Annotated in this window: 26 protein-coding genes and 2 tRNA genes; 15 read left to right on the top strand and 13 right to left on the bottom strand. The window is 69.3% G+C overall.

What is annotated here, in order from left to right; all coding sequences use genetic code 11:
• The 6 genes from GGR24_RS09460 to GGR24_RS09435 all read left to right on the top strand — a co-directional run bounded on the left by GGR24_RS09460 (position 1) and on the right by GGR24_RS09435 (position 2,404).
• Positions 1-486 carry a UPF0262 family protein gene (locus GGR24_RS09460; RefSeq protein WP_183395078.1) on the top strand — a complete coding sequence of 162 codons (486 nt, stop codon included), beginning with the start codon at positions 1-3 and terminating at the stop codon, positions 484-486.
• 54 nt (positions 487-540) lie between these two features.
• Positions 541-957: an arsenate-mycothiol transferase ArsC gene (locus tag GGR24_RS09455; protein ID WP_183395226.1), complete on the top strand. Its 417-nt coding sequence runs from the start codon at positions 541-543 to the stop codon at positions 955-957.
• Positions 958-1,105: 148 nt separating this feature from the next.
• The gene (infA, locus tag GGR24_RS09450) at positions 1,106-1,324 is read left to right on the top strand and encodes a translation initiation factor IF-1 (RefSeq protein ID WP_131003039.1); all 219 of its coding nucleotides are present in this window, start codon (positions 1,106-1,108) and stop codon (positions 1,322-1,324) included.
• 49 nt (positions 1,325-1,373) lie between these two features.
• On the top strand, positions 1,374-1,997 hold the full coding sequence (locus GGR24_RS09445; RefSeq protein ID WP_183395077.1) for a Maf family nucleotide pyrophosphatase: 624 nt from the start codon (positions 1,374-1,376) through the stop codon (positions 1,995-1,997).
• Positions 1,998-2,001: 4 nt separating this feature from the next.
• The gene (gene yacG / locus GGR24_RS09440; RefSeq protein WP_183395076.1) at positions 2,002-2,196 is read left to right on the top strand and encodes a DNA gyrase inhibitor YacG; all 195 of its coding nucleotides are present in this window, start codon (positions 2,002-2,004) and stop codon (positions 2,194-2,196) included.
• Positions 2,197-2,328: 132 nt separating this feature from the next.
• Positions 2,329-2,404: transfer RNA gene (locus GGR24_RS09435), tRNA-Phe, on the top strand.
• Between the two features lie 130 nt (positions 2,405-2,534).
• Here GGR24_RS09435 and GGR24_RS09430 read toward each other — a convergent pair.
• From GGR24_RS09430 to GGR24_RS09420, 3 genes are all read right to left on the bottom strand, one after another.
• Positions 2,535-3,491: a manganese catalase family protein gene (locus tag GGR24_RS09430; protein ID WP_183395075.1), complete on the bottom strand. Its 957-nt coding sequence runs from the start codon at positions 3,489-3,491 to the stop codon at positions 2,535-2,537.
• 164 nt (positions 3,492-3,655) lie between these two features.
• Positions 3,656-4,774 carry a carboxylate-amine ligase gene (locus GGR24_RS09425; RefSeq protein ID WP_183395074.1) on the bottom strand — a complete coding sequence of 373 codons (1,119 nt, stop codon included), beginning with the start codon at positions 4,772-4,774 and terminating at the stop codon, positions 3,656-3,658.
• Positions 4,775-4,866: 92 nt separating this feature from the next.
• On the bottom strand, positions 4,867-5,199 hold the full coding sequence (locus tag GGR24_RS09420) for a hypothetical protein (RefSeq protein ID WP_183395073.1): 333 nt from the start codon (positions 5,197-5,199) through the stop codon (positions 4,867-4,869).
• A gap of 251 nt (positions 5,200-5,450) precedes the next feature.
• Between GGR24_RS09420 and GGR24_RS09415 the strand changes: the two genes are divergently transcribed.
• Complete coding sequence (locus GGR24_RS09415) at positions 5,451-6,815, top strand: cytochrome P450 (RefSeq protein WP_183395072.1); 1,365 nt, start codon at positions 5,451-5,453, stop codon at positions 6,813-6,815.
• Positions 6,816-6,868: 53 nt separating this feature from the next.
• Positions 6,869-7,966, top strand: coding sequence for a YihY/virulence factor BrkB family protein (locus GGR24_RS09410; RefSeq protein WP_343066231.1), 1,098 nt, complete (start codon positions 6,869-6,871; stop codon positions 7,964-7,966).
• Here the strand turns inward: GGR24_RS09410 and GGR24_RS09405 are convergent, their stop codons facing one another.
• The gene (locus GGR24_RS09405; protein ID WP_183395071.1) at positions 7,967-8,623 is read right to left on the bottom strand and encodes an alpha-ketoglutarate-dependent dioxygenase AlkB; all 657 of its coding nucleotides are present in this window, start codon (positions 8,621-8,623) and stop codon (positions 7,967-7,969) included.
• Between the two features lie 135 nt (positions 8,624-8,758).
• Here GGR24_RS09405 and dnaK point away from each other — a divergent pair, with 135 nt between their 5' ends.
• The 6 genes from dnaK (at position 8,759) to GGR24_RS09375 (ending at position 14,825) form a co-directional block, all read left to right on the top strand.
• On the top strand, positions 8,759-10,666 hold the full coding sequence (gene dnaK / locus GGR24_RS09400; RefSeq protein ID WP_183395070.1) for a molecular chaperone DnaK: 1,908 nt from the start codon (positions 8,759-8,761) through the stop codon (positions 10,664-10,666).
• 114 nt (positions 10,667-10,780) lie between these two features.
• Positions 10,781-11,902 (top strand): molecular chaperone DnaJ, encoded by a 1,122-nt coding sequence (gene dnaJ / locus GGR24_RS09395; RefSeq protein ID WP_183395069.1) that lies wholly within the window; start codon positions 10,781-10,783, stop codon positions 11,900-11,902.
• 95 nt (positions 11,903-11,997) lie between these two features.
• Positions 11,998-12,660: a class I SAM-dependent methyltransferase gene (locus GGR24_RS09390; RefSeq protein WP_183395068.1), complete on the top strand. Its 663-nt coding sequence runs from the start codon at positions 11,998-12,000 to the stop codon at positions 12,658-12,660.
• A gap of 52 nt (positions 12,661-12,712) precedes the next feature.
• Positions 12,713-13,294 (top strand): NADPH-dependent FMN reductase, encoded by a 582-nt coding sequence (locus tag GGR24_RS09385; RefSeq protein ID WP_183395067.1) that lies wholly within the window; start codon positions 12,713-12,715, stop codon positions 13,292-13,294.
• Positions 13,291-14,022, top strand: coding sequence for an orotidine-5'-phosphate decarboxylase (gene pyrF / locus GGR24_RS09380; protein WP_183395066.1), 732 nt, complete (start codon positions 13,291-13,293; stop codon positions 14,020-14,022). Before GGR24_RS09385 ends, pyrF begins: the two co-directional genes overlap by 4 nt.
• A gap of 146 nt (positions 14,023-14,168) precedes the next feature.
• Positions 14,169-14,825, top strand: coding sequence for a response regulator transcription factor (locus tag GGR24_RS09375; protein WP_183395065.1), 657 nt, complete (start codon positions 14,169-14,171; stop codon positions 14,823-14,825).
• On the opposite strand, the gene GGR24_RS09370 is transcribed toward GGR24_RS09375, so the two are convergent.
• Positions 14,807-15,097: a YggT family protein gene (locus tag GGR24_RS09370; protein WP_183395064.1), complete on the bottom strand. Its 291-nt coding sequence runs from the start codon at positions 15,095-15,097 to the stop codon at positions 14,807-14,809. The genes GGR24_RS09375 and GGR24_RS09370 overlap by 19 nt on opposite strands.
• A 134-nt stretch (positions 15,098-15,231) precedes the next feature.
• Here GGR24_RS09370 and GGR24_RS09365 point away from each other — a divergent pair.
• Positions 15,232-15,307 (top strand) — tRNA-Ala (locus GGR24_RS09365).
• 503 nt (positions 15,308-15,810) lie between these two features.
• Here GGR24_RS09365 and GGR24_RS09360 read toward each other — a convergent pair.
• The 8 genes from GGR24_RS09360 to nusA form a co-directional block, all read right to left on the bottom strand.
• Complete coding sequence (locus tag GGR24_RS09360) at positions 15,811-16,245, bottom strand: YciI family protein (RefSeq protein WP_183395063.1); 435 nt, start codon at positions 16,243-16,245, stop codon at positions 15,811-15,813.
• Between the two features lie 141 nt (positions 16,246-16,386).
• Complete coding sequence (gene pnp, locus GGR24_RS09355; protein WP_183395062.1) at positions 16,387-18,627, bottom strand: polyribonucleotide nucleotidyltransferase; 2,241 nt, start codon at positions 18,625-18,627, stop codon at positions 16,387-16,389.
• Positions 18,628-18,926: 299 nt separating this feature from the next.
• Positions 18,927-19,196: a 30S ribosomal protein S15 gene (gene rpsO, locus GGR24_RS09350; RefSeq protein WP_183395061.1), complete on the bottom strand. Its 270-nt coding sequence runs from the start codon at positions 19,194-19,196 to the stop codon at positions 18,927-18,929.
• Positions 19,197-19,235: 39 nt separating this feature from the next.
• Positions 19,236-20,165 carry a tRNA pseudouridine(55) synthase TruB gene (gene truB, locus GGR24_RS09345; protein ID WP_183395060.1) on the bottom strand — a complete coding sequence of 310 codons (930 nt, stop codon included), beginning with the start codon at positions 20,163-20,165 and terminating at the stop codon, positions 19,236-19,238.
• A complete protein-coding gene (gene rbfA, locus GGR24_RS09340; protein WP_183395059.1) occupies positions 20,162-20,572 on the bottom strand; it encodes a 30S ribosome-binding factor RbfA in 411 nt (136 codons plus the stop codon). Before rbfA ends, truB begins: the two co-directional genes overlap by 4 nt.
• A gap of 201 nt (positions 20,573-20,773) precedes the next feature.
• Positions 20,774-23,476: a translation initiation factor IF-2 gene (infB, locus tag GGR24_RS09335; protein ID WP_183395058.1), complete on the bottom strand. Its 2,703-nt coding sequence runs from the start codon at positions 23,474-23,476 to the stop codon at positions 20,774-20,776.
• Positions 23,473-24,204 (bottom strand): RNA-binding protein, encoded by a 732-nt coding sequence (locus GGR24_RS09330; RefSeq protein WP_183395057.1) that lies wholly within the window; start codon positions 24,202-24,204, stop codon positions 23,473-23,475. The genes infB and GGR24_RS09330 overlap by 4 nt, the downstream gene beginning before the upstream one ends.
• Entirely contained in the window at positions 24,173-25,786 is a 1,614-nt protein-coding gene (nusA, locus tag GGR24_RS09325; protein WP_183395056.1) for a transcription termination factor NusA, read from the bottom strand. The genes GGR24_RS09330 and nusA overlap by 32 nt, the downstream gene beginning before the upstream one ends.
• Between the last annotated feature and the right edge of the window lie 3 nt (positions 25,787-25,789).

Below are 25,789 nucleotides of genomic sequence, written 5' to 3'. Positions count from 1 at the left end.
GTGCCAGCGCCCGATCCCAAGCACAGACTCGTCGCGGTCACGCTCGACGAGAAGTCGATCGGGCGCGCGTCGCCGGACGTCGAGCACGAGCGGGCGGTGGCGATCTACGATCTCGTCGAGGACAACCAGTTCGCTCCCCAGGGGCTGGAGGCGGAGGGCCCCTTCGCGCTCCATGTCGGGCTTCTGGACCGCAAGCTCGCGCTGCAGATCCGGCGCGAGACCGGCGAGGAGATCGTCACGCACCTGCTCTCGCTGACGCCGTTCCTCAAGATCCTCAAGGACTACTTCCTGATCTGCGAGAGCTATCGCACGGCGATCAAGACCGCGAGCCCATCGCACATCGAGGCGATCGACATGGGCCGCCGCGGCCTGCACGACGAAGGCGCGCAGGTCCTGAGCGAACGGCTCAAGGGCAAGATAACCTGCGACCACGACACCGCGCGGCGCCTTTTCACGCTGATCTGCGCCCTGAGCTGGAAGGGCTGACCTCGGGTGGACGAGGGCGGCGATCAGGGCAAGCGCCCTCAGTCGGTGCTCTTCATGTGCGGGCAGAACGTGATCCGGTCGCCCGTCGCAGAGGCCTTGGCGCGGCATTATTTCGGCCGCTCGCTCTACGTCGCCTCCGCCGGCGTGCGTCCGGGCGACCCCGACCCGTTCGTGGAGGCGGCGCTCGAGGAGGTCGGCCTCACGCTCGGCAAGCACAAGCCGCACACGCTCGAGGATCTCGAAGACCTCAACTTCGACCTGATCGTCAGCCTCGCGCCGGAAGCCCACCACGCGGCGCTCGAGCTCACCCGGCGGCTGCCGGTCGAGGTCGAGTACTGGCCGACGCTCGACCCGACGATCGCCGCCGGGGGCAGCCGGGAGCAGGTGCTCGGCGCCTATCGCGCGATGCGCGACTCGCTCACCAACCGCATTCGCGACCGATTCCGGCCGCCGCGGAAGGCGCGGGTCTGAGGGCCGTGTCGCGTAAGGCGCAGGAGGCGCCTTGCGGCGGCTCGGTTGTGAAACCACATCGTTTCCGGTATCACGCCGTATCCTAACGCATGTCTGATGTCGGCCGCCCGGGCGCCGGGCCTTCGGCGTCGCTCACCATCGAGACCAAATGTCGAAAGAAGAGCTGCTCGAGTTTCCGGGCACCGTCGTCGAGCTTCTGCCGAACGCAACCTTCCGTGTGAAGCTCGAGAACGACCACGAGATCATCGCCCACACGGCCGGCCGCATGCGCAAGAACCGCATCCGCGTGCTCGCCGGCGACAAGATCCTGGTCGAGATGACGCCCTATGACCTGACCAAGGGCCGCATCACCTACCGGTTCAAGTGACCTTCGGAGCTTCGGCTTCTCTCCAGACGCTGGTCGGGTCGCGCGCCTCATGAAGGACCGCCCCAAACTCGTCCTCGCCTCGGCGAGCCCCCGCAGGCTCGCTCTGCTGGAGCAGATCGGCGTCCGTCCCGACGCGCTGCTGCCGGCCTCGCTCGACGAGACCCCGCACCGAAATGAACGCCCCCGCAGCCTGGCGCTTCGCCTGGCCGAGGAGAAGGCGCGCGAAGGCGCCCGGCTCGCGGCTCAGGACGCCGCGCTCTCCGGCGCGCTGATCCTCGCCGCCGATACGGTCGTGGCGGTCGGCCGCCGCATCCTGCCCAAGGCCGAAACGCCGGAAGAGGCCGGGGACTGCCTGCGGCTTCTGTCCGGGCGCGCGCACCGGGTCTCGACCGCGATTTGCCTCGTCAGCCGCAGAGGCACCCTGAAGAGCCGTCTGATCGAGACCCGGCTGCGGTTCAAGCGGCTGTCCGAGCGTGAGATCGAGAGCTACCTCGCCTCCGGCGAGTGGAGCGGCAAGGCGGGCGGCTACGCCATCCAGGGGCTTGCCGGCAGCTTCGTCTCGAAGCTCTCCGGCTCGTACGGAGCCGTTGTCGGACTGCCGCTCCATGAGACCGCGGGGCTTCTCGCCGGCGAGGGCTATCCGCTCCACGCAGGCTGGTCAGCGAAGACCTGAGCGAATGGCCGACGAACGGACCTACGAACCGCGGCCCTGCCCGATCTGCCGGAAGACGTCGACGGCGGACTTTCACCCGTTCTGCTCGAAGCGCTGCGCGGACGTCGACCTGTCGCGCTGGCTCAGCGGCGTCTACGCGGTGCCCGCCGACGATCAGGAAAGCGACGAGCCGGAGCAGGACGGCGGCGCGACGCATTGATGCCGCAGCGTCCAAGAAGCCGCGCTCCACGCTGGACACCCTCCGGCCGACCCCCTATAAGCCGCGGCGGCCTCGTCGTCTGACGACGCAAGGCCGCTCCGAGACGGCCGCGAAACTCTCGCTTCCGCCTTGGCCCGGGTAGCTCAGTTGGTAGAGCAGCGGACTGAAAATCCGCGTGTCGGTGGTTCGAATCCGCCCCCGGGCACCATCCCCCTCCAGACCACATCGCCATCGGGCCGGCTAACGCGCGACGCATGTCGTCCGCAGCGAGACGCCGGCCATGAAAAAGGCCCGCCAGGCGACCGGCGGGCCTCGTCCGTTCTGCGACGCCCGCGCCCTTACTTGCGCGCGGCCGCTTCGGCGACGGCGGGCGCCTCCTGGATGTTGGCCGCGCCACCCATGTCGCCGCTCTTGGTGCGACCGGCGCCCGGGCCAGCGCCGAGATCGGCCCCGGTTGTCGGATCGGAAGCGGGGTCGGACATGGTCCGCTCGGCCATCTTGGCCGCGACCTTCTTGTCCTTCGCGTCGAGCTTGACGGTGGCGAGGCCGTCGCCGCCATCCGCCGGCATGACCTGCTCCAGATCGTCGACGCGGTCCCATTCGGCGCCCGAGTTCCACGGACCTTCCACGTCGCCCTCGCCCTGCGAGGTGTTGACGTACATGCTGGCGTACCTCTCGACGCCCGGCAGCTTGCCCGTGGGGAAGTTGTTCTCGATCGCGTAGAGCGCCTTCTCGAACGACTTCTGATGCGCGATCTCGCGCGTCATCAGGAAGCCGAGCGCGTCCTTCACGCCGGGATCGTCGGTGATGTTGATCAGCCGCTCGTAGACGATCTTGGCCCGGGCTTCCGCGGCGATGTTCGACCGGAGATCGACGGTCGGCTCGCCGCGCGAGTCGACATAGGCGGCGGTCCAGGGCACGCCCGCCGAATCGCAGAGCGCCGGCGCGCCGCCGAACAGGATCGACTCCTTCGCGGACGTGCCGCTCGAGCCGATCATCTGGTAGAGCTCGGCTTCCTTCATCTGGCCCTCGGCCAGCTGCGCCTTGAGCCCCTTGTTGAGCATGGTCACGATCGAGCCGACCACCTCGAGGTGGCTGAGCTCCTCGGTCGCGATGTCGAGCAGCATGTCCTTGCGGCCCGGATCATCCTCGCCCAGACCCTGAGTGAAGTAGCGCATCGCGGCAGCGAGCTCGCCGTCCGCTCCGCCGAACTGCTCCATGATCATGCGTGCGAGCTGCGGGTTCGGTTCGGAAACTCGGACGGTGTACTGCAGTCGCTTGTTGTGCATGAACATGGGCGAACTCCTCCGTGGAGTTAGGTAAACCGGGCTCGCCTCGACTTGTTCCAAACCATCTCGATCGCAGCTTTGGCGCCTGACTGAGTGGACTGCCGCTCGAAAAGGTCGACCCGGCGCACGCGCGCCCGCGAAGCGGACCCGCGCTCGGCTCGGGCTGAAGGCTAGCTGACCGTCTCTTCGGCGATCGCCCTGACGACCCGCCTGAGGGCGCCCTCAGGCCCCTCCCCGGCGGCGAGCGCGGCCTCATAGCGCGCGAGCTGCCGATCCGCCGCCGCGCCCCGCCGGGCGATCTCGGGCAAGCGGCCGATCCAGCTGGTCGAGCCCAGGGCTTCGGCGTCCTCGCGGGTCATTTCGATGAGCGCGTCGAGCTGCTCGGCGACCGGCCGGGCGCGGCCCTCGGGATCGATCAGCTTCGCCTCCACCCCATGCTGCTGGGCGAGCCAGATGTTCTGCGCGCAGATTCCCCGCTCGACAGGCCCGGCGGCGGCGTTGAGCTCCGGGCGGCGGGCGACGCAGCGCATCAGCGCTTGGTAGAGCGCCGCGATCGCGACCGCGTCCTCCACCCGCGGGCAGCTGTCGCAGACGCGCAGCTCGATCGTCGGATAATGCGTCGACGGCCTGATGTGCCACCAGACGAAGCTGGCGTCCTCGACGATCCCCGCCCCGACCAGAAGGTCGATGTAGCGCTGGTACTCCTCCTGTCCGCTGAAGATCTCCGGCACGCCCATCCGGGGCCATTGCGCGAAAGCCGTCAGCCGGAACGCCCTGATCCCGGTGTCGCGGCCCTGCCAGAACGGCGAGGAGACCGACAGAGCGAGCAGCAGGGGGATGAACGGGATCAGCCGGTTCATGAGCTCGATGCGACGGTCGGGCTCCGGCGCTTCGACATGGATGTGCATCGCGCAGATCATCGCCCGCTGCGCGATGATGCCGAACTCGGACTCGAGGCGCTTGTAGCGCTCCTTCTCGGTGGTCTCCTGCTCCCGGACGCGGGCCAGAGGATGAGTCCCGGCTGCGAGCAGCAGGAGCCCGTGATCCTGCGCGATCCCGGCGAGCTCGCGACGCATCCCGCGAAGCGCCTCGCAGGCTTCGTCGAACCGTGTCCCAGGCTCCGTCTGGACCTCGACCTGACCCTTGAGCAGCTCGTGAGACGCCGGCTTCACGAACCGCCGCGCGGCCTCGTGGAACCTGTCGGCGGTGGCGCCGTCGGGGCTCCTGCCCGAGGCGGCGTCCGCCAGAAAATACTCTTCTTCAATACCGAACCGGAACGCGTCGGCCATTCAGCGCTGCTCCATGCGCCGGGCGGCGCAGACCCTCGGGACACGAATTCCGCCCGCCGGACGGCCCGGCGGGCGGATGAAGCTAAGCGACGTCAGCGCTGGCGCAGAGGCCGGAGCGGCCGGGGGGTGTAGTAGCAGCGCCGGCCGACCCACTTGCCGCACCAGCGCCCCCGGCGATGAATGTGGCGGAGGCTGTAGTTCGAGCCGCGATTGTACCTGTGCGCGCGCCGGTGCCTCTGGACGCGCCGATTCTGGCGATAGTCGACGAGCTGCACCTGCCCGATAAGGCGCTCAGGGCCGGCGGCCGGCTGGCTCGCCGGGGCGCTCGGAACGACGACGCGGGCCGGCTCCGCGGCGCTCGCCGGCTCATAGGCCAGGCCCGCCAGCAGCGCGGCCGCGACGGTCAAAACGGCAGTTCTTCTCAAGACCAAGCCTCCCGTGACGTTTCGTTGAAGAAGATCCAGGGATTAGCTATCGCGGCGATGCTCGCCGGCTAGCTCCGCCCCAGCAGCCGGCCAGGCGAGATCCGCAAAGCGTTAATCGTCGAGCAGCGGCTGCTCGGACGGCACGCCGGCGGCGGGCGCAAAACGCCGCGGCGGGTCGCCTCGCCCGGCGCGGGACCATATTTGCCGGGCCCACCCTGTCGCCCGCGCCGCCGTCTGGAGCCGCCGCCCGCATGACCGGACTGAACCCCACCCTGGCCCGCGTGGACCCGCCAGCCGAACCGCTCGGCGCGTTCAGCCTGCTTCGGACCGCGGTTCGCAACCCGATCGAGATCTGGCCGCAGGCCGTCTATCGCGAGCCGGTCTACCGTCGCCGCTTCGCAGGCCGGGACGTCGCCTTCTTCTGCGATCCGGACATGATCCGGGAGACGCTGGTCGACCAGGCCGACGCCTTCGAGAAGGCGGAGCCGATGCGCCGCGCGCTGCGGCCGGCGCTGGGCGACGCCCTGCTCACCGCCGAGGGCGCCGACTGGCGCTGGCAGCGGCGCGCGGCCTCGCCGATCTTCCGACACGAGCGCATCCTGGCCTTCGCGCCGGCCATGCTCGCAGCCGCCGAGACGACGCGCGACCGCTGGCTCGCCGCCGGCGGCGCCGAACTCGACGTCGCGCGCGAGATGATGCTCACCACCTACGACGTCATCGTGCGAACGATGCTCGGCGGAGGCGGGGTCGACGCCGAACGGGTCGAGCGGGCGGTCAACGACTATCTGGACCCGCTCGGCTGGGTGATCGCGATGTCGATCGCCCGGCTGCCGCCCTGGCTGCCTCACCCCGGCCGCCTGCGCAGCGACCGCGCAAGGCGCTTCCTGCGACGCGAGATCGTGGAGATGATCGCGAAGCGCCGGGGAGCGCCGGGCGCGCAGGACGACCTTCTGGCGCTCCTGCTCGCCGCGCGCGACCCGGAGTCCGGCAACGCCATGAGCGACCGGGAGCTTGCGGACAACGTCCTGACCTTCATCACCGCCGGGCACGAGACCACGGCGCTCGCGCTCACCTGGACCTTCTACCTGCTCGACCGGCATCCGGAGGCGGCGGAACGCATCCGGGCGGAGATCGAACAGGTCACCGGAGGGGGCCCTCTGACCGCCGAGCACGTCGCCGGGCTCGCCTATGCCCGGCAGGCCCTGCAGGAGGCGATGCGGCTCTATCCGCCGGCCGCCGCCATCGTGCGCGAGGCCGCCCGCCCGGTTCGCATCGGCTCCGAGACGCTCGACGCCGGCGCGCAGGTCTATATCCCGATTTACGCGGTCCACCGCCACGAGCTGCTGTGGGAGGCCCCGGACGTCTTCGATCCCGAAAGGTTCGCGCCGGAGGCCGCGAAGGCGCGCCACCGCTACGCCTACCTGCCGTTCGGCGCAGGCCCGCGCATCTGCATCGGGATGAGCTTCGCGATGATCGAGGGCGTCCTCATCCTGGCCACGCTGCTGCGCGCCGCGCGAGCGGAGCTGCGGCCGGGCTTCGAGCCCGAACTCCGGCTGCGGGTGACGCTGCGGCCCGGCGGCGGGATGCCGATGCGGATCACGCCGCGGCGGGATTGAGGCAACGAGAAGGCAAGTCGCGCGTTTGCCCCCTGCAAAACGGGGTGAGTAGCGTGCCACAGGAACAGTCCAGCCAGCAGCATCGGGACCTTCGCCCGGCCATCGACGCCGCGGTGCTCGCGGCCGGCGCGATCGCGGCCGCGGGCGTCATCGCCGCCGCGGCTCTTTTCCAGCGAAAGCCGCGCCCGGCCAAGGCCGCGCCCCCGGCGGCCTCCCCAGGTCGCGGGAAGCACGCCCGCACGCCGACGGAGATTCCGGCCCAGGGCTGGAAGGAAATCCTGATGCGGGTCTACGCCGAGATCTCGGACGACCGCCTTCTGGCGGTCGCCGCGGGCGTCACGTTCTACGGCCTGCTGGCGATCTTCCCGGCGATCGTCGCCCTCGTGTCGCTCTACGGTCTCGTCGCCGATCTCTCCACGCTGAACGACCAGCTCGCCTCCTTCGAGGGCGTGGTTCCCGGCGGCGCCCTGGACATCGCGCGCGATCAGGTCACCCGCATCGTGACCAAGAGCGACGGATCGCTCGGCTTCGCCTTCCTGTTCGGCCTCGCGGCGGCTCTCTGGAGCGCCAACGCCGGAATGAAGGCGCTCTTCGACGCGCTCAACGTCGTCTACGACGAACATGAGCGACGCTCGTTCTTTCGCCTCAACCTGATGTCCCTGACCTTCACGGCCGGCGCCATCGTGTTCCTGCTGCTCGCCTTCAACGCCATCGTGGTGCTGCCCATCACGCTCGACTTCGTCGGGCTGGGCGACCGCACCGAGACGCTGCTGTCGCTCGGCCGCTGGCCGTTGCTGTTCTGCGTGGTGATGCTCGGCCTCACGCTGCTCTACCGGTTCGGGCCAAGCCGCGCGCAACCGAAGTGGCGGTGGGCGGCCCCGGGCTCGCTGATCGCCGCGCTCATCTGGATCGCCGCCTCGGCGGGCTTCTCCTGGTATGCGGCCAACATGGCCACCTACAACGAAACCTACGGTTCCCTGGGGGCCGTGATCGGCTTCATGACCTGGATCTGGATCTCGGTCATCGTGGTGCTTCTCGGAGGCGAGCTGAACGCCGAGATGGAGCACCAGACCGCGGCGGACACCACCACCGGCGCCCCGCTTCCGCTGGGGCTCCGGGGCGCTCAGATGGCCGATAAGGTCGCGCCCTGATCAGCCCGGCGCGGAGACGCGCCGCAGCGTCAGATTGATCCGCCCGCCCTGCGGCAGCAGCGTCGAGGTGCCGGGATAGATCCGGTCGACGCCGTGAAACGCGAGCCGGCTTTCGCCGGCGAGCGCCATCGCGTCGCCGGACCCGAGGCGGAATGATCGCGTCGGGTCGGAGCGCCGGACGCCGCCCAGCCGGAACAGCGCCGTATCGCCGAGCGAGAGCGAGACCACGGGGGCGTCGAAGTCCTGTTCGTCGCGGTCCTGGTGCAGCCCCATCCGGGCGCCGGGCGCGTACCAGTTGACGAGGCAGGCTTCCGGGGCGGCCGCATAGCCGCCGATCTCGCGCCAGGCCTGCAACAATATGTCCGGAATCGGGGGCCAGGGTCTGCCCGTGACCGGGTGGGTCGACTGGTACCGGTAACCGCCCTCCGCGTCCGAGACCCAGCCGAGCGGGCCGAGATTCGTCATCCGCACCGAGAGCGGCTTGCCCGTGCGCGGCATCGTCGGCGTGTAGAGCGGCGCCGCCACGAGCGCCTCGCGCAGGAGAGCGAGCAGATCGCGCTGCGCCTGCGCCGACAGATAGCCCGGCCGCAGCCGCAGCCCCGCCGGCGCGCCGCTCACGGCCCCGTCATCGCCCGCCTTGCGACCGGAATTTGCCATCCTTATATACCCGCCGACCCGCGTAACCCGCGGAATTCCAAGGGACCGAAGGGTTGTGGAGGCTGGTCTGGCCGCCTCCGCAAGGCCGCTTCGGGGCCGTTCCGGTCCGCTTAAGAAGATGAGGAAGTGAGAGTCATGGGCAAGGTCATCGGGATCGATCTCGGAACCACCAATTCCTGCGTCGCCGTCATGGACGGGACTCAGCCGAAGGTCATCGAGAATTCGGAGGGCGCCCGCACGACGCCGTCGATCGTCGCGTTCACCGACAGCGGCGAGCGTCTGGTCGGTCAGCCGGCCAAGCGCCAGGCGGTCACCAACCCCGACCGGACCTTCTTCGCGGTCAAGCGGCTGATCGGCCGCCGCTTCGACGATCCGACGGTCGAGAAGGACAAGAAGCTCGTCCCGTACAAGATCGTTAAGGGCGACAATGGCGACGCCTGGGTCGAAGCCGACGGCAAGGCCTACTCGCCCTCCCAGATTTCCGCCTTCACGCTGCAGAAGATGAAGGAGACCGCCGAGGCGCATCTCGGCCAGAAGGTCGACCAGGCGGTCATCACCGTGCCGGCCTACTTCAACGACAGCCAGCGCCAGGCGACCAAGGACGCCGGCCGCATCGCCGGCCTCGAGGTCCTGCGCATCATCAACGAGCCGACGGCCGCCGCCCTCGCCTACGGCCTCGACAAGAAATCCTCCGGCACGATCGCGGTCTATGACCTCGGCGGCGGCACGTTCGACGTGTCGGTGCTCGAGATCGGCGACGGCGTGTTCGAGGTGAAGTCGACCAATGGCGACACCTTCCTGGGCGGCGAAGACTTCGACATGCGGCTGGTCGGCTACCTCGCCGACGAGTTCAAGCGCGAGCAGGGCATCGACCTGCGCAACGACAAGCTCGCGCTCCAGCGCCTGAAGGAAGCCGCCGAGAAGGCCAAGATCGAGCTGTCCTCGGCGAGCCAGACCGACATCAACCTGCCCTACATCACGGCCGACGCGTCCGGGCCGAAGCATCTCGCGCTGAAGCTGACCCGCGCGAAGTTCGAGAGCCTGGTCGACGACCTGATCCAGCGCACGATCGAGCCCTGCAAGGCGGCGCTCAAGGACGCCGGCGTCTCCGCCGGTCAGATCGACGAGGTGGTTCTGGTCGGCGGCATGACCCGCATGCCGAAGGTCCATGAGGTCGTGAAGCAGTTCTTCGGCAAGGAGCCCCACAAGGGCGTCAACCCGGACGAGGTCGTCGCGATCGGCGCCGCGATCCAGGCCGGCGTGCTCCAGGGCGACGTCAAGGACGTGCTGCTGCTCGACGTGACCCCGCTGTCGCTCGGCATCGAGACGCTGGGCGGCGTGTTCACCCGCCTGATCGACCGCAACACCACGATCCCGACCAAGAAGAGCCAGACCTTCTCGACCGCCGAGGACAGCCAGAACGCGGTCACGATCCGGGTCTTCCAGGGCGAGCGCGAGATGGCGGCCGACAACAAGCTGCTCGGCCAGTTCGACCTCGTCGGCATTCCGCCGGCGCCCCGCGGCGTGCCGCAGATCGAAGTGACCTTCGACATCGACGCCAACGGCATCGTCAACGTGTCCGCCAAGGACAGGGCGACGAACAAGGAGCAGCAGATCCGGATCCAGGCGAGCGGCGGCCTCTCGGACGCCGACATCGAGAAGATGGTCAAGGAGGCGGAGGCCAACGCGGCCGAGGACAAGAAGCGTCGCGCGCTCGTCGAGGCCCGCAACCAGGCCGAGGCGCTGATCCACTCGACCGAGAAGACCCTCGGCGAGCTCGGCGACAAGGCCGCGGCCGAGAAGCCGGCGATCGAGGCCGCCGTGGCGGAGCTGCGCACCGCGGTGGCGGGCGACGACGTCGAGGCCATCCAGGCCAAGACCAACGCGCTGGCCCAGGCCTCGATGAAGCTCGGCGAGGCCATGTACGCGCAGGGCCAGGCAGGCGAAGGCGGCGCGGAAGCGCCGGGTTCGACGGCCGAGGCCAAGGACGACGTCGTCGACGCCGACTTCGAGGAAGTCGACGACAAGAAGAAGTCCGCCTAAAGCTGACGATACGGTCGCGACCCTCGCCGCTTTCGACAAGGAAGCGCCGAGGGTCGCTTCGTCGTACCCGATCCCCGACACCGGAACGCCAGCGAGCGCCTGACGAAGACGCCCATGTCCAGACGCGATTTTTACGAGGTTCTCGAAGTCGAGCGCACCGCGAGCGACAGCGAGCTGAAGGCCGCCTACCGCAAGGCCGCGATGCGCTGGCACCCCGACCGCAACCCGGGGGATGCGGGAGCGGAGGCGCGCTTCAAGGAACTGAACGCCGCCTATGACTGCCTGAAGGATCCGCAGAAGCGCGCGGCCTATGACCGCTTCGGCCACGCCGCATTCGAGCAGGGCGGCATGGGCGGCCCGGGCCGCGGCGCCGACATGTCCGACTTCATGTCGGACATCTTCGAATCGTTCTTCGGCGACGGCCGCGCGCGCGGCCGCTCCTCGGGAGGCCGCGAACGCGGCGCCGATCTCCGCTACAACATGGAGATCACGCTCGAGGACGCCTATTCGGGCAAGACCGCCCAGATCCGCATTCCGACGAGCGTCGCCTGCGAGGCCTGTTCGGGCACCGGCGCGAAGCCCGGCTCGCGGCCCAAGCAATGCGCGACCTGCGGAGGCGCCGGCAAGATCCGCTCCAGCCAGGGCTTCTTCCTGATGGAGCGCACCTGCCCGACCTGCCACGGCCGGGGGGAGACCATCGACGATCCGTGCGAGGAGTGCGACGGCGCGGGCCGGGTCACCAAGGAGCGCATGCTCGAGGTGGCGATTCCGGCCGGCGTCGAGGACGGCACCCGCATTCGCCTGTCGGGCGAAGGCGAGGCCGGCCTGCGCGGGGGCCCGGCGGGCGATCTCTACATATTCCTGTCGCTCGAGAGCCATCCGCTGTTCCAGCGCGATGGAGCGGATCTCTACTGCCGCGTGCCGATCGCGATGACCACGGCCGCGCTCGGAGGCTCGTTCGAGGTGCCGACGATCGACGGCGGGCGCACGCGCGTGAAGATCCCGGAGGGCACGCAGTCCGGCATGCAGTTCCGCCTGAAGGGCAAGGGCATGCCTGTGTTGCGGACCAAGGATTTCGGCGACATGTACATCCAGGCCAATGTCGAGATCCCGCAGCGGCTGACACGGCGGCAGCGCGAGCTGCTCGAGGAGTTCGCCACCGAGGCGTCGGATTCGAACCATCCCGAGTCGACCGGCTTCTTCAGCCGCGTTAAGGAGTTTTTCGGCGGAGCGTGACCTTCTGCGCTTGCCGAGCCGCTTCGCCCTCTATCATCTTCCTGGCTTCGGAATCGCTCCGCCTGCCGCCCTCCTCACTGGAGTTCCCTGCGTCCATGCTCGAGATCGCGAGACGGACTCCACGCCGCCCTGGCAGCCGCGGCAAAGGCATCGATTTCGCCGATGAGGCGCGGTTCCTGAAGTCCTGGCTCGACAGGCCGCTGGTGACCGGGGCGGTCAGCCCCTCGGGCAAAGCGCTGGCCCGGATGATGGCCCGCTACGTGGATCCGTCCCAGCCCGGCCTCGTCCTCGAGATCGGGCCTGGAACCGGGCCGGTGACGGAAGCCCTGATCAAGCGCGGCGTCGCTCCGGAGCGCCTGCTGCTGATCGAGTACAATCGCGAGTTCGTGCCGCTGCTCGAGCGGCGGTTTCCCGGCGTGACCGTCGTCCAGGGCGACGCCTATACGGTCGAGGAGACCCTCGCCGGCCGCATCGACCAGCCGCTCACCGCCACGGTGTCCAGTCTTCCCCTGCTGACGAAGCCGGTGCGCCAGAGAGCCGCGCTGCTGGAGCAGTGCCTCAAGATGTCCCGGCCCGGCGCGCCGTTCGTGCAGTTCACCTACGGCCTGATGCCCCCCATCCCGCGCGAGGCCATCGGCGCGACGAGCGCAGTGGGCTCGCCTCGCGTGTGGCTCAATCTCCCGCCCGCGCGCGTATGGGTCTACAGCCGGCCGGCCGGCTCCGGCTCGCCCGCATCCGCGGCGCCCGCCGCGGTCTGACCCTTAGTCGGCGCGCGGGGCCCGCCGCCTTCCGCTCGCCACGGAGCCCTCGATGGCCGCACCCAAGATCGTCGTTTTCGCTGGCTCGATCCGGACGGGCTCGATCAACGAGAAGCTCGCGCGCGCGGCCGCAAGGTCGCTGGCGGCCGCCGGAGCGGAGGTCACCCATATTTCGCTGCGGGACTACCCGCTCCCGCTCTTTGACGCCGAACTGCAGGCGCGGGACGGCGTGCCGGATTCCGCGCGCCGCCTCGTGGATCTGTTCCTCGAACACCAGGGCGCGTTCGTCGCGAGCCCGGAATACAATGCGAGCTTCACGCCGCTGCTGAAGAACGCCTTCGACTGGATGTCCCGGATCAACATCGAAGGTCGCCCGCCGCTGCCCGCTTTCAAGCAGCGCGTCTTCGCCCTCGGGGCGGTCTCGAACGGCGCTCTCGGCGGCTACCGTGGGCTTACACAGCTGCGCGCCATGATGGAGCTCGGTCTCGGCGCGCTGGTGCTGCCCGACATGGTCGCGGTCGGAAACGCAGCGGAGGCGTTCTCGGAGGATGGGGGCCTCACGGCGCCGCGCACCTCCGCCTTCCTGGACGAGGTGGTGCGCAAGCTCGTCCACCATGCCGGAGCCCTCGCATGAGCGCGTCGGGACAGGCCGTGACCGCTCCTGCGCCGGCGGACCCCCGGGATCGGCTGATCGTCGGCCTCGACGTCGCCACCGTGGCCGAGGCCGAAGCGATGGTCGAGCGTCTCGGCGACTCGGTGGCGATCTACAAGATCGGCTTCGAGCTGGTGATGGCCGGCGGGCTCGCGCTCGCGGAGCGCCTGGCGCGCTCCGACAAGAAGGTGTTCGTGGACATGAAGCTCCACGACATTGGCGCGACCGTCGAGAAGGCCACGCGTCAGGTCGCGAGGCTCGGCGCCGCGTTCCTCACCGTCCACGCCTATCCGCAGACGCTGCGGGCGGCGGCCGAAGGCCGGGGGGACAGCAGCCTCAAGATCCTTGGCGTGACGGTGCTCACCTCCTGGGACGCAGCCGACATCCGCGAAGCCGGCTTCCAGGACACGCCTGAAGAGCTCGTCGCCCGCCGCGTCGGCCATGCGCTGGCCGCCGGAGCGGACGGCGTCATCTGCGCGCCGACCGACCTCGCCGGGGTGAGGCGGATCGCGCCGCGGCCGTTCCTCGCGGTCACCCCGGGCGTGCGACCCGCCGGGGCGGCGCTCGGCGACCAGAAGCGCGTCGCCACGCCAGGAGAGGCGATCAGGGCGGGCGCTGATCTGCTGGTGGTGGCGCGGCCGGTGATCGCAGCCGCCGACCCGCGCGCCGCCGCCGAAGACATCCTGGCCGAGATCGGGCGCGCCGGCTGACGCCTGAAGGTCGCAGTTCTCGCCGCGACCGCCGCGAGAATTAACGATCTGATAAGGATGACCTTGCGCGGGCGCTCACTATCGCGCTCTAGTCCACCGTTACGTGCGCAGTATCCTGTATCGGCGTCGAACGCGTGGGGACGCGGATGCCCGAAGTGGCGTGGGGTGGAGTGGTCTGCGTCGTTGACGACGACGAGACGATCCGGGACGTGCTTTCCGCCGCGTTCGACGCGGACGGATTTCTGCCGGAGTGCTTCAGCGACGGCGAGCTTTTCCTCGCCCGTGATTCCCAGTCGCCGCCGGCCTGCGTGTTGCTCGACGTCCTGATGCCCGGAATGTCGGGGCTGGACGTCCTGCGCGAGCTCAACGCGCGCGGCTCAACCTCCCCTGTGATCATGATCTCTGGCTCCGCCGACATTCCGACGGCGGTCGACGCGATCCGCCACGGAGCGCTCGACTTCATCGAGAAACCGTTCGATCCCCTCGAGGTGCTTCAGCGTGTGCGGAACGCGCTCGCCGCGAGCGGGGCCCGGGCCGACGCGACCGTGCGCAGCGGGCGCGCCGGCGAGATCGCGGGCGCCGACGCGCTGACGCCTCGCGAGCGGGAGGTCCTCGTGCTGATCGCAGGCGGCCAATCGAACAAGGAGGCGGGCCGGCGGCTTGGCATCAGCCCGCGCACCATCGAGGTCCACCGGGCCCGAATCATGGAGAAGCTCGGCGCCAAGAACGCCGCCGATCTGGTGCGGATTGTGATGTCGGCGACGGAAGGCCGCGCCGGGCCTGATCAGAAGACGGCCGGGTAGAGGTAAAGCACGATCACCCGCTGGATCAGGAAGATGATGAGCAGCAGGATGACCGGCGATATGTCGATGCCGCCAAGGAACGGCAGCACGTTCCGGATCGGCCGCAACAGGGGCTCAGTGATCCGGTAGAGGAAGTCGTAGATCCCGGCCACGACGCCGTTGCGCGGGTTGACCACGTTGAAGGCGACCAGCCAGGACAGGATCGCCGAGGCGATCAACAGCCAGACGTAAAGCTGCAAGGCGAGCAGAACGACGTCGAGAATCGCGCGCATGCGTCGAGGAGCCCCTTGGCGACGGAACGTGGCACGCGACCAATAACGGCCGTGGCCCGGCCGGGCAAGCCGCCGCGAGACCGGCGCTTGACAGTGCGCGGGCGGGCAACCTAAATGCGCGCCTTCGGGGATGCGGGGCCGTAGCTCAGTTGGGAGAGCGCTGCAATCGCACTGCAGAGGTCAGGGGTTCGAATCCCCTCGGCTCCACCACTTCCCCGGTGACGAACTTCTCCACATCCGCGTGACCTGAGCAGGCCTTTCCGGCCGGCTTCTCGGCTTGACCGACGCCGTCGGTCGATGAGCGTCAACGCCCGCGGCTTTCGACGCGACAGGCCGCATACCGGCGCAGGATCCCTCCGGCGCCTCCGGACGCCGGGAAGCGGGCGTCGCGTCCCGCCCCGCCGGAATCGCGATCTCTTCCGAACGGAAAGCGAGGGGTCGCTGGGGCGCGCCTCATTGTCCCGCAGAGCTCGATTCCTGACCCCGACGTCGCCGTGCGGCGGCGACGGGCCGCCCGGCCGTCGGGGTTTCCGATCGGCGCGCGCAGGGGTCGGCGGCACGTCGCGCGACACGCGCGCCCTGCTGGGCGTCAGGCGGCGCCGGATCGGCCGGTGCGCCCGCCCCACCTCCTGATTCTGACAACCCCCTGCAGGCCCCTCAGGCGCGCTCTGGAGCTTCTCCGGAGGCCGGAGGGGCTCGCCTGACGGCGGGTCTCAGCGGCCGCTCTGGCGGTCCCGAAACGCCTGCTCCATGGCGCGCCATCCCTCGGGCGCCTCGGCGGGGTCGACGGCAAAATCCGAGAGCTCATAGACCTGCCTGAGCTCGAGCTCGACGGGCGCGTCCTCGCGCGGCCAGCGCCTGACCCAATCGAGCGCCTCTTCCTTCGAGGCCACCTCGATGATGGTGAAACCCGCGACGAGTTCCTTGGATTCTGCAAACGGCCCGTCGGTGACGACGGGAGCCGCCCCGTCGCGTGAGATCCGGACGCGGGCGCCGGCCGACGTCGGCTTCAGCCCTTCTCCGGTGACCATCACGCCGGCGTCCAGCATCTGCTTGTTGTAGTCGCCCATCGCCTGGAGCAGCGCCTCGGAGGGCATCTTGCCGGCTTCCGTGTCGGCGTCGGCCTTGCGGATGATCATGAAGCGCATCGCATTCCTCCTCGGGGTTCGGCGGCCCCAGCCGCGGTCGGCTCTAGGACGTCCGAGGATGTCGCCAGCCGACAGGCGAAGCGACACAAAAAAAGGCGGCCCGGAGGCCGCCTTTTCAGATCCTGTCGCAGGAGCGTCAGCTCACTCGGCGGCCTCTTCGCGGCGCGGGCCGCGGCGGCGCCGGCCGCCGCCCGGGCGCTGCTCGTCGCCGCCCTCGGAGCCGGAACCGGCCTCAGCCGCCGGAGCCTCGCCGGCCGGAGCGGAGCCGCCCTTGGCCTCGAGGTCCTCGCCGGTCTCCTGGTCGACGACCTTCATCGAGAGGCGGGTCTTGCCGCGATCGTCGAAGCCCATGAGCTTCACCTTGACCTTGTCGCCCTCCTTGAGGACGTCCGAGACCTTGGCGACGCGCTCCTGGCTGATCTGGCTGACATGGACGAGGCCGTCCTTGGCGCCGAAGAAGTTCACGAAGGCGCCGAACTCGACGACCTTCACGACCGTGCCGTCATAGACCTGGCCGACTTCCGGATCCGAGGCGATCGACTTGATCCAGTTGATCGCCGCCTTGATGGCCTTGCCGTCGCTGGAGGCGATCTTGACCGTGCCGTCGTCCTCGATGTTCACCTTGGCGCCGGTCTTCTCGACGATCTCGCGGATCACCTTGCCGCCGGTGCCGATCACTTCGCGGATCTTGTCGGTCGGGATCTTGATGACCTCGATGCGCGGCGCGTACTCGCCGAGCTCCGAGCGTCCCGTCGCGATGGCCTTCGCCATCTCGCCGAGAATGCCGAGGCGGCCGTCCTTCGCCTGGCCGAGGGCGACCTTCATGATCTCCTCGGTGATGCCGGCGATCTTGATGTCCATCTGGAGCGCCGTGACGCCCTGATCGGTGCCGGCCACCTTGAAGTCCATGTCGCCGAGGTGATCCTCGTCGCCGAGGATGTCGGACAGCACCGCGAACTTCTCACCCTCGAGGATCAGGCCCATCGCGATGCCCGCGACCGGGCGCTTCAGCGGCACGCCTGCGTCCATCGCGGCGAGCGAGGCGCCGCACACGGAAGCCATCGAGGACGAGCCGTTCGACTCCGTGATCTCCGAGACGATGCGCAGCGTGTAGGGGAACTCGTCCGCCTTCGGCAGCATCGGGTGGATGGCGCGCCAGGCGAGCTTCCCGTGGCCGACCTCGCGGCGGCCGGGCGCGCCCATGCGGCCGGTCTCGCCCACCGAGTAGGGCGGGAAGTTGTAGTGGAGCAGGAAGCGCTCCTTGTAGGTGCCGCCGAGCGCGTCGATGAACTGCTCGTCCTCGCCCGTGCCGAGGGTCGCGACGACCAGCGCCTGCGTCTCGCCGCGGGTGAAGATCGCCGAACCATGGGTGCGCGGCAGGACGCCGACTTCCGAGAGGATCGGGCGAACCGTGGTGAGGTCGCGGCCGTCGATGCGGATCTTGTCGTCGAGGATCGCCCAGCGGACGATCTTGGCCTCGAGCTCCTTGAACACCGCGCCGAGCTTGAGCGGATCGACCGGGTTCTCGACGCCTTCGCCGGAGAGGGCGGCGAGCGCCTTCTTCTTAGCGGCCGAGACCGCGTCCTGACGGTCCTGCTTGCGCTTGATCTTGTAGGCGTCGCGCAGGTCCGACTCGACCAGCTCGCGCAGCTTGGCCTCGATCTCCGAGACGTCGTCGATCTGGTGGTCGCGCGGCTCCTTGGCGGCCTTCTCGGCGAGGCGGATGATCGCGTCGATCACCGGCTGGAAGCCCTTGTGGCCGAACATGACCGCGCCAAGCATGACTTCCTCGGAGAGCTCCTTGGCCTCCGACTCCACCATCAGCACCGCGTCCTGGGTGCCGGCCACGACCAGATCGAGATCGGAGGTCGGCATGCGGTCGGCGACCGGGTTCAGCACGTATTCGCCGTCGATGTAGCCGACGCGCGCGCCGCCGATCGGGCCCATGAAGGGCACGCCCGAGAGCGTCAGCGCCGCCGAGGCGCCGATCATGCCGACGATGTCGGGATCGTTCTCAAGGTCGTAGGAGAGAACGGTGACGACGACCTGGGTGTCGTTCTTGTAGCCGTCCGCGAACAGCGGACGGATCGGCCGATCGATCAGCCGCGACGTCAGCGTGTCCTTCTCGGTCGGGCCGCGCTCGCGCTTGAAGTAGCCGCCCGGGATGCGGCCCGCGGCGTAGTACTTCTCGGTGTAGTTGACGGTCAGCGGGAAGAAGTCGACGCCGGCCTTCGGGGCCTTGGCGGAGACGGCGGTCGCGAGCACCGTGGTCTCGCCATAGGTGACGAGCACGGCGCCGTCAGCCTGACGGGCGACATGGCCCGTCTCGAGCGTCAGCGTGCGGCCGGCCCACTCGATCTTTTCGCGATGAATTTCGAACATGCGTCTGTTGTCCTTGGGTCTGAGACCTCAAGGAAGCCGTCGGGCTCTGTCTTTACGCCACGGGCAAGACGGCGCGGCGCTTCCTCCCTGAACGGAGAAGCGCCCTGCGATCCTGCCCCATGACGTTCGGGCCCGATGGCGTCCCGGGTCCCTTTCGTCTGTCATTCGTCGCCGGCGCCCCATTGCGCCGGTGACGGCATTGAATTCAGCGGCCGAAGATCGGCTTCGGTCGCTTGTGCTTCTTTCGCGTCCCGAAAGCGGTCAGCGACGCCCGGCCTGCGGCCGGGCGCGGACAAGCGTCAGCGGCGGATGCCGAGACGCTCGATCAGGGTCTGGTACCGGGCCGGATCCTTGCTCTTGACGTAGTCGAGCAGCGAGCGGCGCTGGCTGACCATCTTCAGCAGACCGCGACGCGAATGGTTGTCCTTCGCGTGGGTCTTGAAGTGCTGGGTCAGATTGGCGATGCGCTCGGTCAGCACGGCGACCTGCACTTCCGGCGAACCGGTGTCGCCTTCCTTGGTCGCGTACTGGGCGACCACTTCCTTCTTGCGTTCAGCGGTGATCGACATCGGGTCTCTCGTTCGATCGGTTGTTGGTTCCCGGCCGGCTCAAGGCCGGTCGAGGTTGAAGATGCGTCGGGGATGGAGTTCGCCGCGTTCGATCTCGGCGAGCGCGATCAACGCGCCGTCGGCCGTCACGGACACCGTACCCTGGAAGGTCGGGGCATCCCGTCCACGCAGCAGCACCGGCTGCCCATTGAGCAGTCGGGCCGCCTCCGCCCTGTTGACGGCGAGCGCCGGGATGTCGTCCAGCGCCGTCTCGACAGGAAGGAGAGCGTCAGCGAGACCTTGCTCGCCGCCGGCACCCTGTCGCAATCGCTCCAGTTCGTCCAGCGAAATCGCGTGTTCCTCGTTGAAGCCGCCCACCATCGTGCGTCTCAGCGAGACGATGTGAGCGCGTGTGCCGAGCGCCCGCCCCATGTCGCGCGCGATCGCCCGGACATAGGTGCCCTTGCCGCACTCGGTCTCGAAAACGGCGCGATCCGGCGCCGGCATGTCGACGAGATCGAGCCGGTGGACGTCGACGATCCGGGGCTCGAGGATCACCTCCTCGCCCTCGCGCGCGAGGTCATAGGCCCGCGCGCCGTCGATCTTCAGCGCCGAGAACTTCGGCGGGATCTGGGAGACCTGTCCGCGGAAGGACGGCAGGACGTCGAGGATCGCCTCACGCGTCGGGCGGTGTTCGGACGTCTCGACCGCCTCCCCTTCGGCGTCGTCGGTGTTGGTCTCGACCCCCCAGAGAACCTCGAAGCGATAGACCTTGCGGCCGTCCATCACGAACGGCACGGTCTTGGTCGCCTCGCCGAACGCGATCGGCAGAATTCCGGAAGCGAGCGGATCGAGCGTGCCGGCGTGGCCCGCCTTCTTGGCTTGGTAGAGCCAGCGGGCCTTCGAGACGGCGTGCGTCGAGGTGACGCCGATCGGCTTGTCGAGCACCAGCCAGCCCGAGATGTCGAGCCCCTTCTTCCGGCGGCTCACCGCTCGTCCTCCGGCTCGTCGGTCCGCAGGTCGCGGGCGACTTCCGGCGAACGGAGCAACGCGTCGATCTGCGAACCGCGGTCGAAGCTGTCGTCGATGCGGAAGCGCAGGTCCGGCGCGGACTTCAGCGCCAGCCGCTTCACCACCATCATCCGAAGCTGCTTGCGGTTGGCGTCGAGCGCCTTCAGCACCTTCTCCTCGTCCTTGCCGCCGAGCGGCATCACGAAGGCGGTCGCGAGCTTGAGGTCGGGCGTCATCCGGACTTCGGGCACGGTGATGACGTGCTTCTCGAGCACCGGGTCCATCACCTCGCCGCGCTGAAGCACGTCGGCGAGCGCATGGCGCACGAGTTCGCCCACGCGAAGCATGCGCTGGGAGGGGCCCTTCGGCCCGGATTGGCGTGACATGATTTCTTCCTTTGCGCCGAGCGGCCGCCTCGCGGCGAGCCGTCAGGACCGGGATCGGACCGGCCATGAGCGGGATGTTCGATCTGTAAGCGTCCAGGCCGGGCGACCGGCCGTCCTCAGGACTGACGCTCTTCGGACGCGCGGTCCGGCTCGAGACGGCTTCGCCGCTTCGGCCGGAACGTCGCGTTCATGCGTTCGCGATCAGAGCGACCGCTTCACCTCGGTGACGCGGTAGCACTCGATGACGTCGCCGGCGCGCATGTCCTGGTAGTTCTCGAAGGACATGCCGCACTCGGTGCCGGCGCGCACTTCCGGGACATCGTCCTTGAAGCGCTTGAGGGTCGCGAGCTTGCCCTCGTGGATGACGACGTTGTCGCGGATGAGACGCACGCCGGCGCCCTTCTGGACGACGCCTTCCGTGACCAGACAGCCGGCGATCTTGCCGACCTTGGTGACCGAGAAGATCTCGAGAATCTGGGCGTTGCCCAGGAACTCCTCGCGCCGCTCCGGCGACAGCATCCCGGACATGGTCGACTTAATGTCGTCCACCAGGTCGTAGATGATGTTGTAGTAGCGGATCTCGGTGCCGGTCCGCTCCGCCGCATCGCGCGCTTCCTTCAGCGCGCGAACGTTGAAGCCGAGCACGGCGGCGTTCGAGGCCGAGGCGAGGATCACGTCGCTTTCCGTCACGCCGCCGACCCCGGAGAGCAGGACGCGAACGCCCACCTCGTCGTTGCCGATCTTTTCGAGCGCCTGGACGATCGCTTCCACCGAACCCTGGACGTCGCCCTTGATCACCAGCGGAAGCTCCTTCCGGCCGGCGACCTTGATCTGCGACATCATCTCCTCGAGGCCGGAGACGCGGACGGTGGCGCGGGCCGCCGCCTTCTCGCGCTTCTGGCGCGTGCGGTACTCGGCGATCTCGCGGGCGCGGGCCTCGTTCTCGACGACCGCGAGCCGGTCGCCGGCCTCCGGCGCGCCGTTGAAGCCGAGGATCTCCACCGGAGTGGACGGCCCGGCCTCCGCGACGTTGCCGCCCTTGTCGTCGACGAGGGCGCGCACGCGACCCCATTCGGAGCCCGCCACGACGATGTCGCCCTGGCGCAGCGTGCCGCGCTGGACCAGCACGGTCGCGACCGGGCCGCGGCCGCGGTCGAGCTTCGCCTCGATCACGGTTCCCTCGGCCGTCCGGTCGGGGTTCGCCTTCAGCTCGAGAATCTCGGCCTGCAGCTGGATGATCTCGAGCAGCTTGTCGAGGTTCTCGCCGGTCTTGGCCGACACCTCGACCTCGAGCGTCTCGCCGCCGAGCGACTCGACCTGGATCTCGTACTGCAGAAGTTCGCCGCGCACCTTGCCGGGGTTGGCGTCTTCCTTGTCGATCTTGTTGATCGCCACGATGATCGGCACGCCGGCCGCGCGGGCGTGGTTGATGGCCTCCGCCGTCTGCGGCATGACGCCGTCATCGGCGGCCACCACCAGCACCACGATGTCCGTCGCCTTGGCGCCGCGGGCGCGCATCGCCGTGAAGGCGGCGTGGCCCGGCGTGTCGATGAAGGTGAGCTTGCCGCCGAGCGGCGAGGTCACCTGATAGGCGCCGATATGCTGCGTGATGCCGCCCGCTTCCCCGCGCTGGACGCTGGTGTGGCGGATCGCGTCGAGCAGCGACGTCTTGCCGTGATCGACATGGCCCATGATGGTGATCACCGGCGGACGCGGCTGCAGCGACTCCACGGGATCGGCCTCGTCGAACAGGCCTTCCTCGACGTCGCTCTCCGCCACGCGGCGCACCGTGTGGCCGAGCTCCTCGGCGAGGAGCTGCGCCGTGTCGGCGTCGATGAGGTCGGTGCTCTTCTTCATGACGCCCTGCTTCATGAGCAGGCGCACCACGTCGATCGCGCGCTCCGACATGCGGTTCGCGAGCTCCTGGACCGTGATGGTCTCCGGCAGCGTCACCTCGCGGGCCAGCTTCTCCTTCGGCTCCTGCACGCCCTTCATGCGCTGGACGCGGCGGCGGTAGGAGGCGACGGAGCGCGTGCGGTCTTCGCCGCTCGATCCGGTCGCGGTGGTGATGGTCAGGCGGCCGCGCTCCTTGGTCGGAGCGGCGCGGGTGCGCTCGGGCTTCGGAGGCGTGACCGGCCGGGCAGGGCCCGGACCCATGCGGCGCGGCGCGGCGCGGGCGGGCTCCTCCACGTCCGGCATAGGCCGGCGCGTGGGCGTGGCGGGGCTCGCGCCCTCGAAGCTGCGCGGGCGCGGCGCGGCGGACGACGGCGCGCGCGCAGCCGGAGCCGACGTCGGGGCGGGCGCGGGCGCGGCGGGCGCCGGCGCCTCTTCGCCGAGACGCTTGGCGGCCTCGACCTCAGCGCGACGCTTGGCCTCTTCCTCCTGCTGGCGACGCGCGTCCTCCTCGCGCTTGCGCGCTTCGGCGGCGAGCCGCTCACGTTCTTCGTTCGCCTCGCGGATGATCCGGGCGCGCGCCTCCTCTTCGGCGCGCTTGCGGTCCTCGGCCTCGCGAACCCGCGCGCCGGCGAGCGCCTGGGCGCGGGCGCCCATCTCGTCGCTGGTCAGCGTGCGCAGCACCATTCCGGCGCCCGGTCGGCCGCCCCCGGCGGGACGCTGGGGCGCGGGCCGCGGCTGGCTCGGCGCGGGCGACGCCTCCTGTCGGGCGGGCGGCGGCGTGGGAGCAGCGGGACGCGGAGCTGCAGGGGCGGGAGCAGGCGGCGCGGCCTGGGCCTTCGCCTCGCCGGGCGTCAGGACCCGTCGCTTCACCTTCTCAACCACCACCGCATTGGTGCGGCCGTGGCTAAAGCTCTGCCGCACCACGCCGGATTCCGACGGACGCTTCAGCGTCAGCGTCTTCGGCGAGGCCGTCAGAGTCTTATCGCCCGTATTCTTCGTATCCGTCATGCCCTGTCCGTTCCTACGGGCTTGTCGCCCGACCCTGCATCCGTCGACCGGGCGGCGTCCGCCGGGTCTGACCCTTCGCTCACGTCCCTGTACCGCGCGAGCGCATCGCATCGCGCGAGAAAAGCAGCGCTGACCGGGCCTGCGAGTAGCGCTGCATGTACCACATTCGACCGCCCCAACGCCAAGTCCAATTGCCCGGAGCGGAACAGCCGCACCCGACGGACCTGCGCGGACCTGCCGAGGCGGGTCAGCGCCTGGCCGAGCTTGCGCACGCCATCCGGGCTCGCATCGGCGGCCTCGATCAACGCCACCACGGGCTCGCCCGCAAGCGCCGCCTCAACCTTCGCGAAGCCGCATGTCAGCCGACCCGCCTTGTTGGCGAAGCCCAACATGGCGAGGGCCTGCCGCTCGATCAACTCGTCCACCCGCTCCGGGAGTTCCGGATCGACCTGAACGGGCTCCCGGAATCCGCGCGCGAAAGCCTTGCGCTTGATCGCGAGCCGAACCGCGCCGGCGTTCGCCGTCACCCAGACGCCCCGCCCCGGCAGGGCGCGCTTCAGATCGGGCACGACGGCGCCGTCCGGCGCGCGGACGAAGCGGATCAGCTCCTCCGCCGGCAGGACGGCCCGCGTCGCCACGCAGGTGCGCTCGGGGGCGGCGCGATCGTCCTCGCGTTCCGCCCCTGGAGCGCTCTCGTCACGCGCCGGCAGGCTCGGCCGCTCCCTCATCGGCCGGCGCCTCCTCCTCGGGCTGCGCCAGGTCGGCCTCGTCGATCCAGCCCGCCTTCACGCGCGCCTGCATGATGATGTGCTCGGCCTCGTCGCGCGAGATCTCGAAACCGTCGAGCGCGCCCGCCTCGCGGCGCGCCTCGGGGCCCGAGCGATCGATCCAGCCGACCAGGTCGTCGGTCGCGCAGCCGGCGAGATCCTCCACCGTCTTGATGTCGTGCTCGCCGAAGGCGACCAGCATCGCGGTGGTGACGCCCGGCACTTCCCTGAGCTCGTCGGCGACGCCAAGCTCCCGACGCTTTTCGTCGTGCTCGGCCTCGATGCGCGCCAGATAGTCCTGAGCGCGGTTCTGGATCTCGGAGGCCATGTCCTCGTCGAAGCCTTCGATCGAGGCCAGCTCGCCGAGATCGACATAGGCGACCTCCTCGACCGAGGTGAAGCCTTCCGCGGCCAGCAGCTGGCCCAGCGTCTCATCGACGTCGAGCGCCTCCATGAAGGTCTGCGTGCGCGCCAGGAACTCCTTCTGGCGGCGCTCGCTCTCCTCGGCCTCCGTCAGGATGTCGATGTCCCAGCCGGTGAGCTGGGAGGCGAGGCGCACGTTCTGGCCACGACGGCCGATCGCGAGCGACAGCTGGTCGTCCGGAACCACGACCTCGATCTTGGCGCTGTCCTCGTCGAGCACGACCTTCACGACCTGCGCGGGCTGCAGCGCGTTGACGATGAAGGTGGCGGCGTCGGGCGACCACGGAATGATGTCGATCTTCTCGCCCTGCAGCTCCTGCACGACCGCCTGGACGCGCGAGCCGCGCATGCCGACGCAGGCGCCCACGGGATCGATCGACGAGTCGCGCGAGATCACCGCGATCTTGGCGCGCGAGCCAGGGTCGCGGGCGACCGCCTTCACCTCGATCACGCCGTCATAGATTTCCGGCACTTCCTGCGCGAACAGCTTCGCCATGAACTGCGGATGCGTGCGGGACAGGAAGATCTGCGGTCCGCGCGGTTCGCGGCGGACGTCGTAGACATAGGCCCGGACGCGGTCGCCGACGCGGAACAGCTCGCGCGGCAGCAGTTCGTCGCGGCGCACGATCGCCTCGCCGCGACCGAGGTCGACAACCACATTGCCGTATTCGACCCGCTTCACGAGGCCGTTCACGATGTCGCCGATGCGGTCCTTGTACTCCTGGTACTGCCGGTCGCGCTCGGCGTCGCGGACCTTCTGGACGATGACCTGCTTGGCCGACTGCGCGGCGATGCGCCCGAAATCGAACGGCGGCAGCGTCTCGGCGATGTAGTCGCCCGCCTGCGCGGCCGGGTTCTTGCGGCGCGCGTCCTCGACCGAGATCTCGATGTTGTCGTTCTCGACCTGATCGACCACCAGCATCAGCCGCGACAGCCGGATCTCGCCCGACTTCGGGTTGATCTCGGCGCGGATTTCGGTCTCCTGGCCATAGCGCGACCGCGCGGCCTTCTGGATCGCGTCCTCCATCGCCTCAAGCACGATGGCCTTGTCGATAACCTTCTCGCGGGCGACGGCCTCGGCGATCTGCAGAAGCTCGAGCCTGTTGGCGCTCACCGCCATGTC

Origin of the sequence: Hansschlegelia beijingensis (genome assembly GCF_014196425.1) — a bacterium.
Classification (GTDB): domain Bacteria; phylum Pseudomonadota; class Alphaproteobacteria; order Rhizobiales; family Methylopilaceae; genus Methylopila; species Methylopila beijingensis.
Note: the sequence above shows the minus strand (reverse complement) of the source record. Positions and strands in the feature narration are given on the sequence as shown.

Coding starts and splice junctions, on each gene's coding strand:
- GGR24_RS09455 (WP_183395226.1), top strand. CDS start 541: ATGTGCGGGCAGAACGTGATCCGGTCGCCCGTCGCAGAGGCCTTGGCG.
- infA (WP_131003039.1), top strand. CDS start 1,106: ATGTCGAAAGAAGAGCTGCTCGAGTTTCCGGGCACCGTCGTCGAGCTT.
- GGR24_RS09445 (WP_183395077.1), top strand. CDS start 1,374: ATGAAGGACCGCCCCAAACTCGTCCTCGCCTCGGCGAGCCCCCGCAGG.
- yacG (WP_183395076.1), top strand. CDS start 2,002: ATGGCCGACGAACGGACCTACGAACCGCGGCCCTGCCCGATCTGCCGG.
- GGR24_RS09430 (WP_183395075.1), bottom strand. CDS start 3,491: ATGTTCATGCACAACAAGCGACTGCAGTACACCGTCCGAGTTTCCGAA.
- GGR24_RS09425 (WP_183395074.1), bottom strand. CDS start 4,774: ATGGCCGACGCGTTCCGGTTCGGTATTGAAGAAGAGTATTTTCTGGCG.
- GGR24_RS09415 (WP_183395072.1), top strand. CDS start 5,451: ATGACCGGACTGAACCCCACCCTGGCCCGCGTGGACCCGCCAGCCGAA.
- GGR24_RS09405 (WP_183395071.1), bottom strand. CDS start 8,623: ATGGCAAATTCCGGTCGCAAGGCGGGCGATGACGGGGCCGTGAGCGGC.
- dnaK (WP_183395070.1), top strand. CDS start 8,759: ATGGGCAAGGTCATCGGGATCGATCTCGGAACCACCAATTCCTGCGTC.
- dnaJ (WP_183395069.1), top strand. CDS start 10,781: ATGTCCAGACGCGATTTTTACGAGGTTCTCGAAGTCGAGCGCACCGCG.
- GGR24_RS09390 (WP_183395068.1), top strand. CDS start 11,998: ATGCTCGAGATCGCGAGACGGACTCCACGCCGCCCTGGCAGCCGCGGC.
- GGR24_RS09385 (WP_183395067.1), top strand. CDS start 12,713: ATGGCCGCACCCAAGATCGTCGTTTTCGCTGGCTCGATCCGGACGGGC.
- pyrF (WP_183395066.1), top strand. CDS start 13,291: ATGAGCGCGTCGGGACAGGCCGTGACCGCTCCTGCGCCGGCGGACCCC.
- GGR24_RS09375 (WP_183395065.1), top strand. CDS start 14,169: ATGCCCGAAGTGGCGTGGGGTGGAGTGGTCTGCGTCGTTGACGACGAC.
- GGR24_RS09370 (WP_183395064.1), bottom strand. CDS start 15,097: ATGCGCGCGATTCTCGACGTCGTTCTGCTCGCCTTGCAGCTTTACGTC.
- GGR24_RS09360 (WP_183395063.1), bottom strand. CDS start 16,245: ATGCGCTTCATGATCATCCGCAAGGCCGACGCCGACACGGAAGCCGGC.
- pnp (WP_183395062.1), bottom strand. CDS start 18,627: ATGTTCGAAATTCATCGCGAAAAGATCGAGTGGGCCGGCCGCACGCTG.
- rpsO (WP_183395061.1), bottom strand. CDS start 19,196: ATGTCGATCACCGCTGAACGCAAGAAGGAAGTGGTCGCCCAGTACGCG.
- rbfA (WP_183395059.1), bottom strand. CDS start 20,572: ATGTCACGCCAATCCGGGCCGAAGGGCCCCTCCCAGCGCATGCTTCGC.
- infB (WP_183395058.1), bottom strand. CDS start 23,476: ATGACGGATACGAAGAATACGGGCGATAAGACTCTGACGGCCTCGCCG.
- GGR24_RS09330 (WP_183395057.1), bottom strand. CDS start 24,204: ATGAGGGAGCGGCCGAGCCTGCCGGCGCGTGACGAGAGCGCTCCAGGG.
- nusA (WP_183395056.1), bottom strand. CDS start 25,786: ATGGCGGTGAGCGCCAACAGGCTCGAGCTTCTGCAGATCGCCGAGGCC.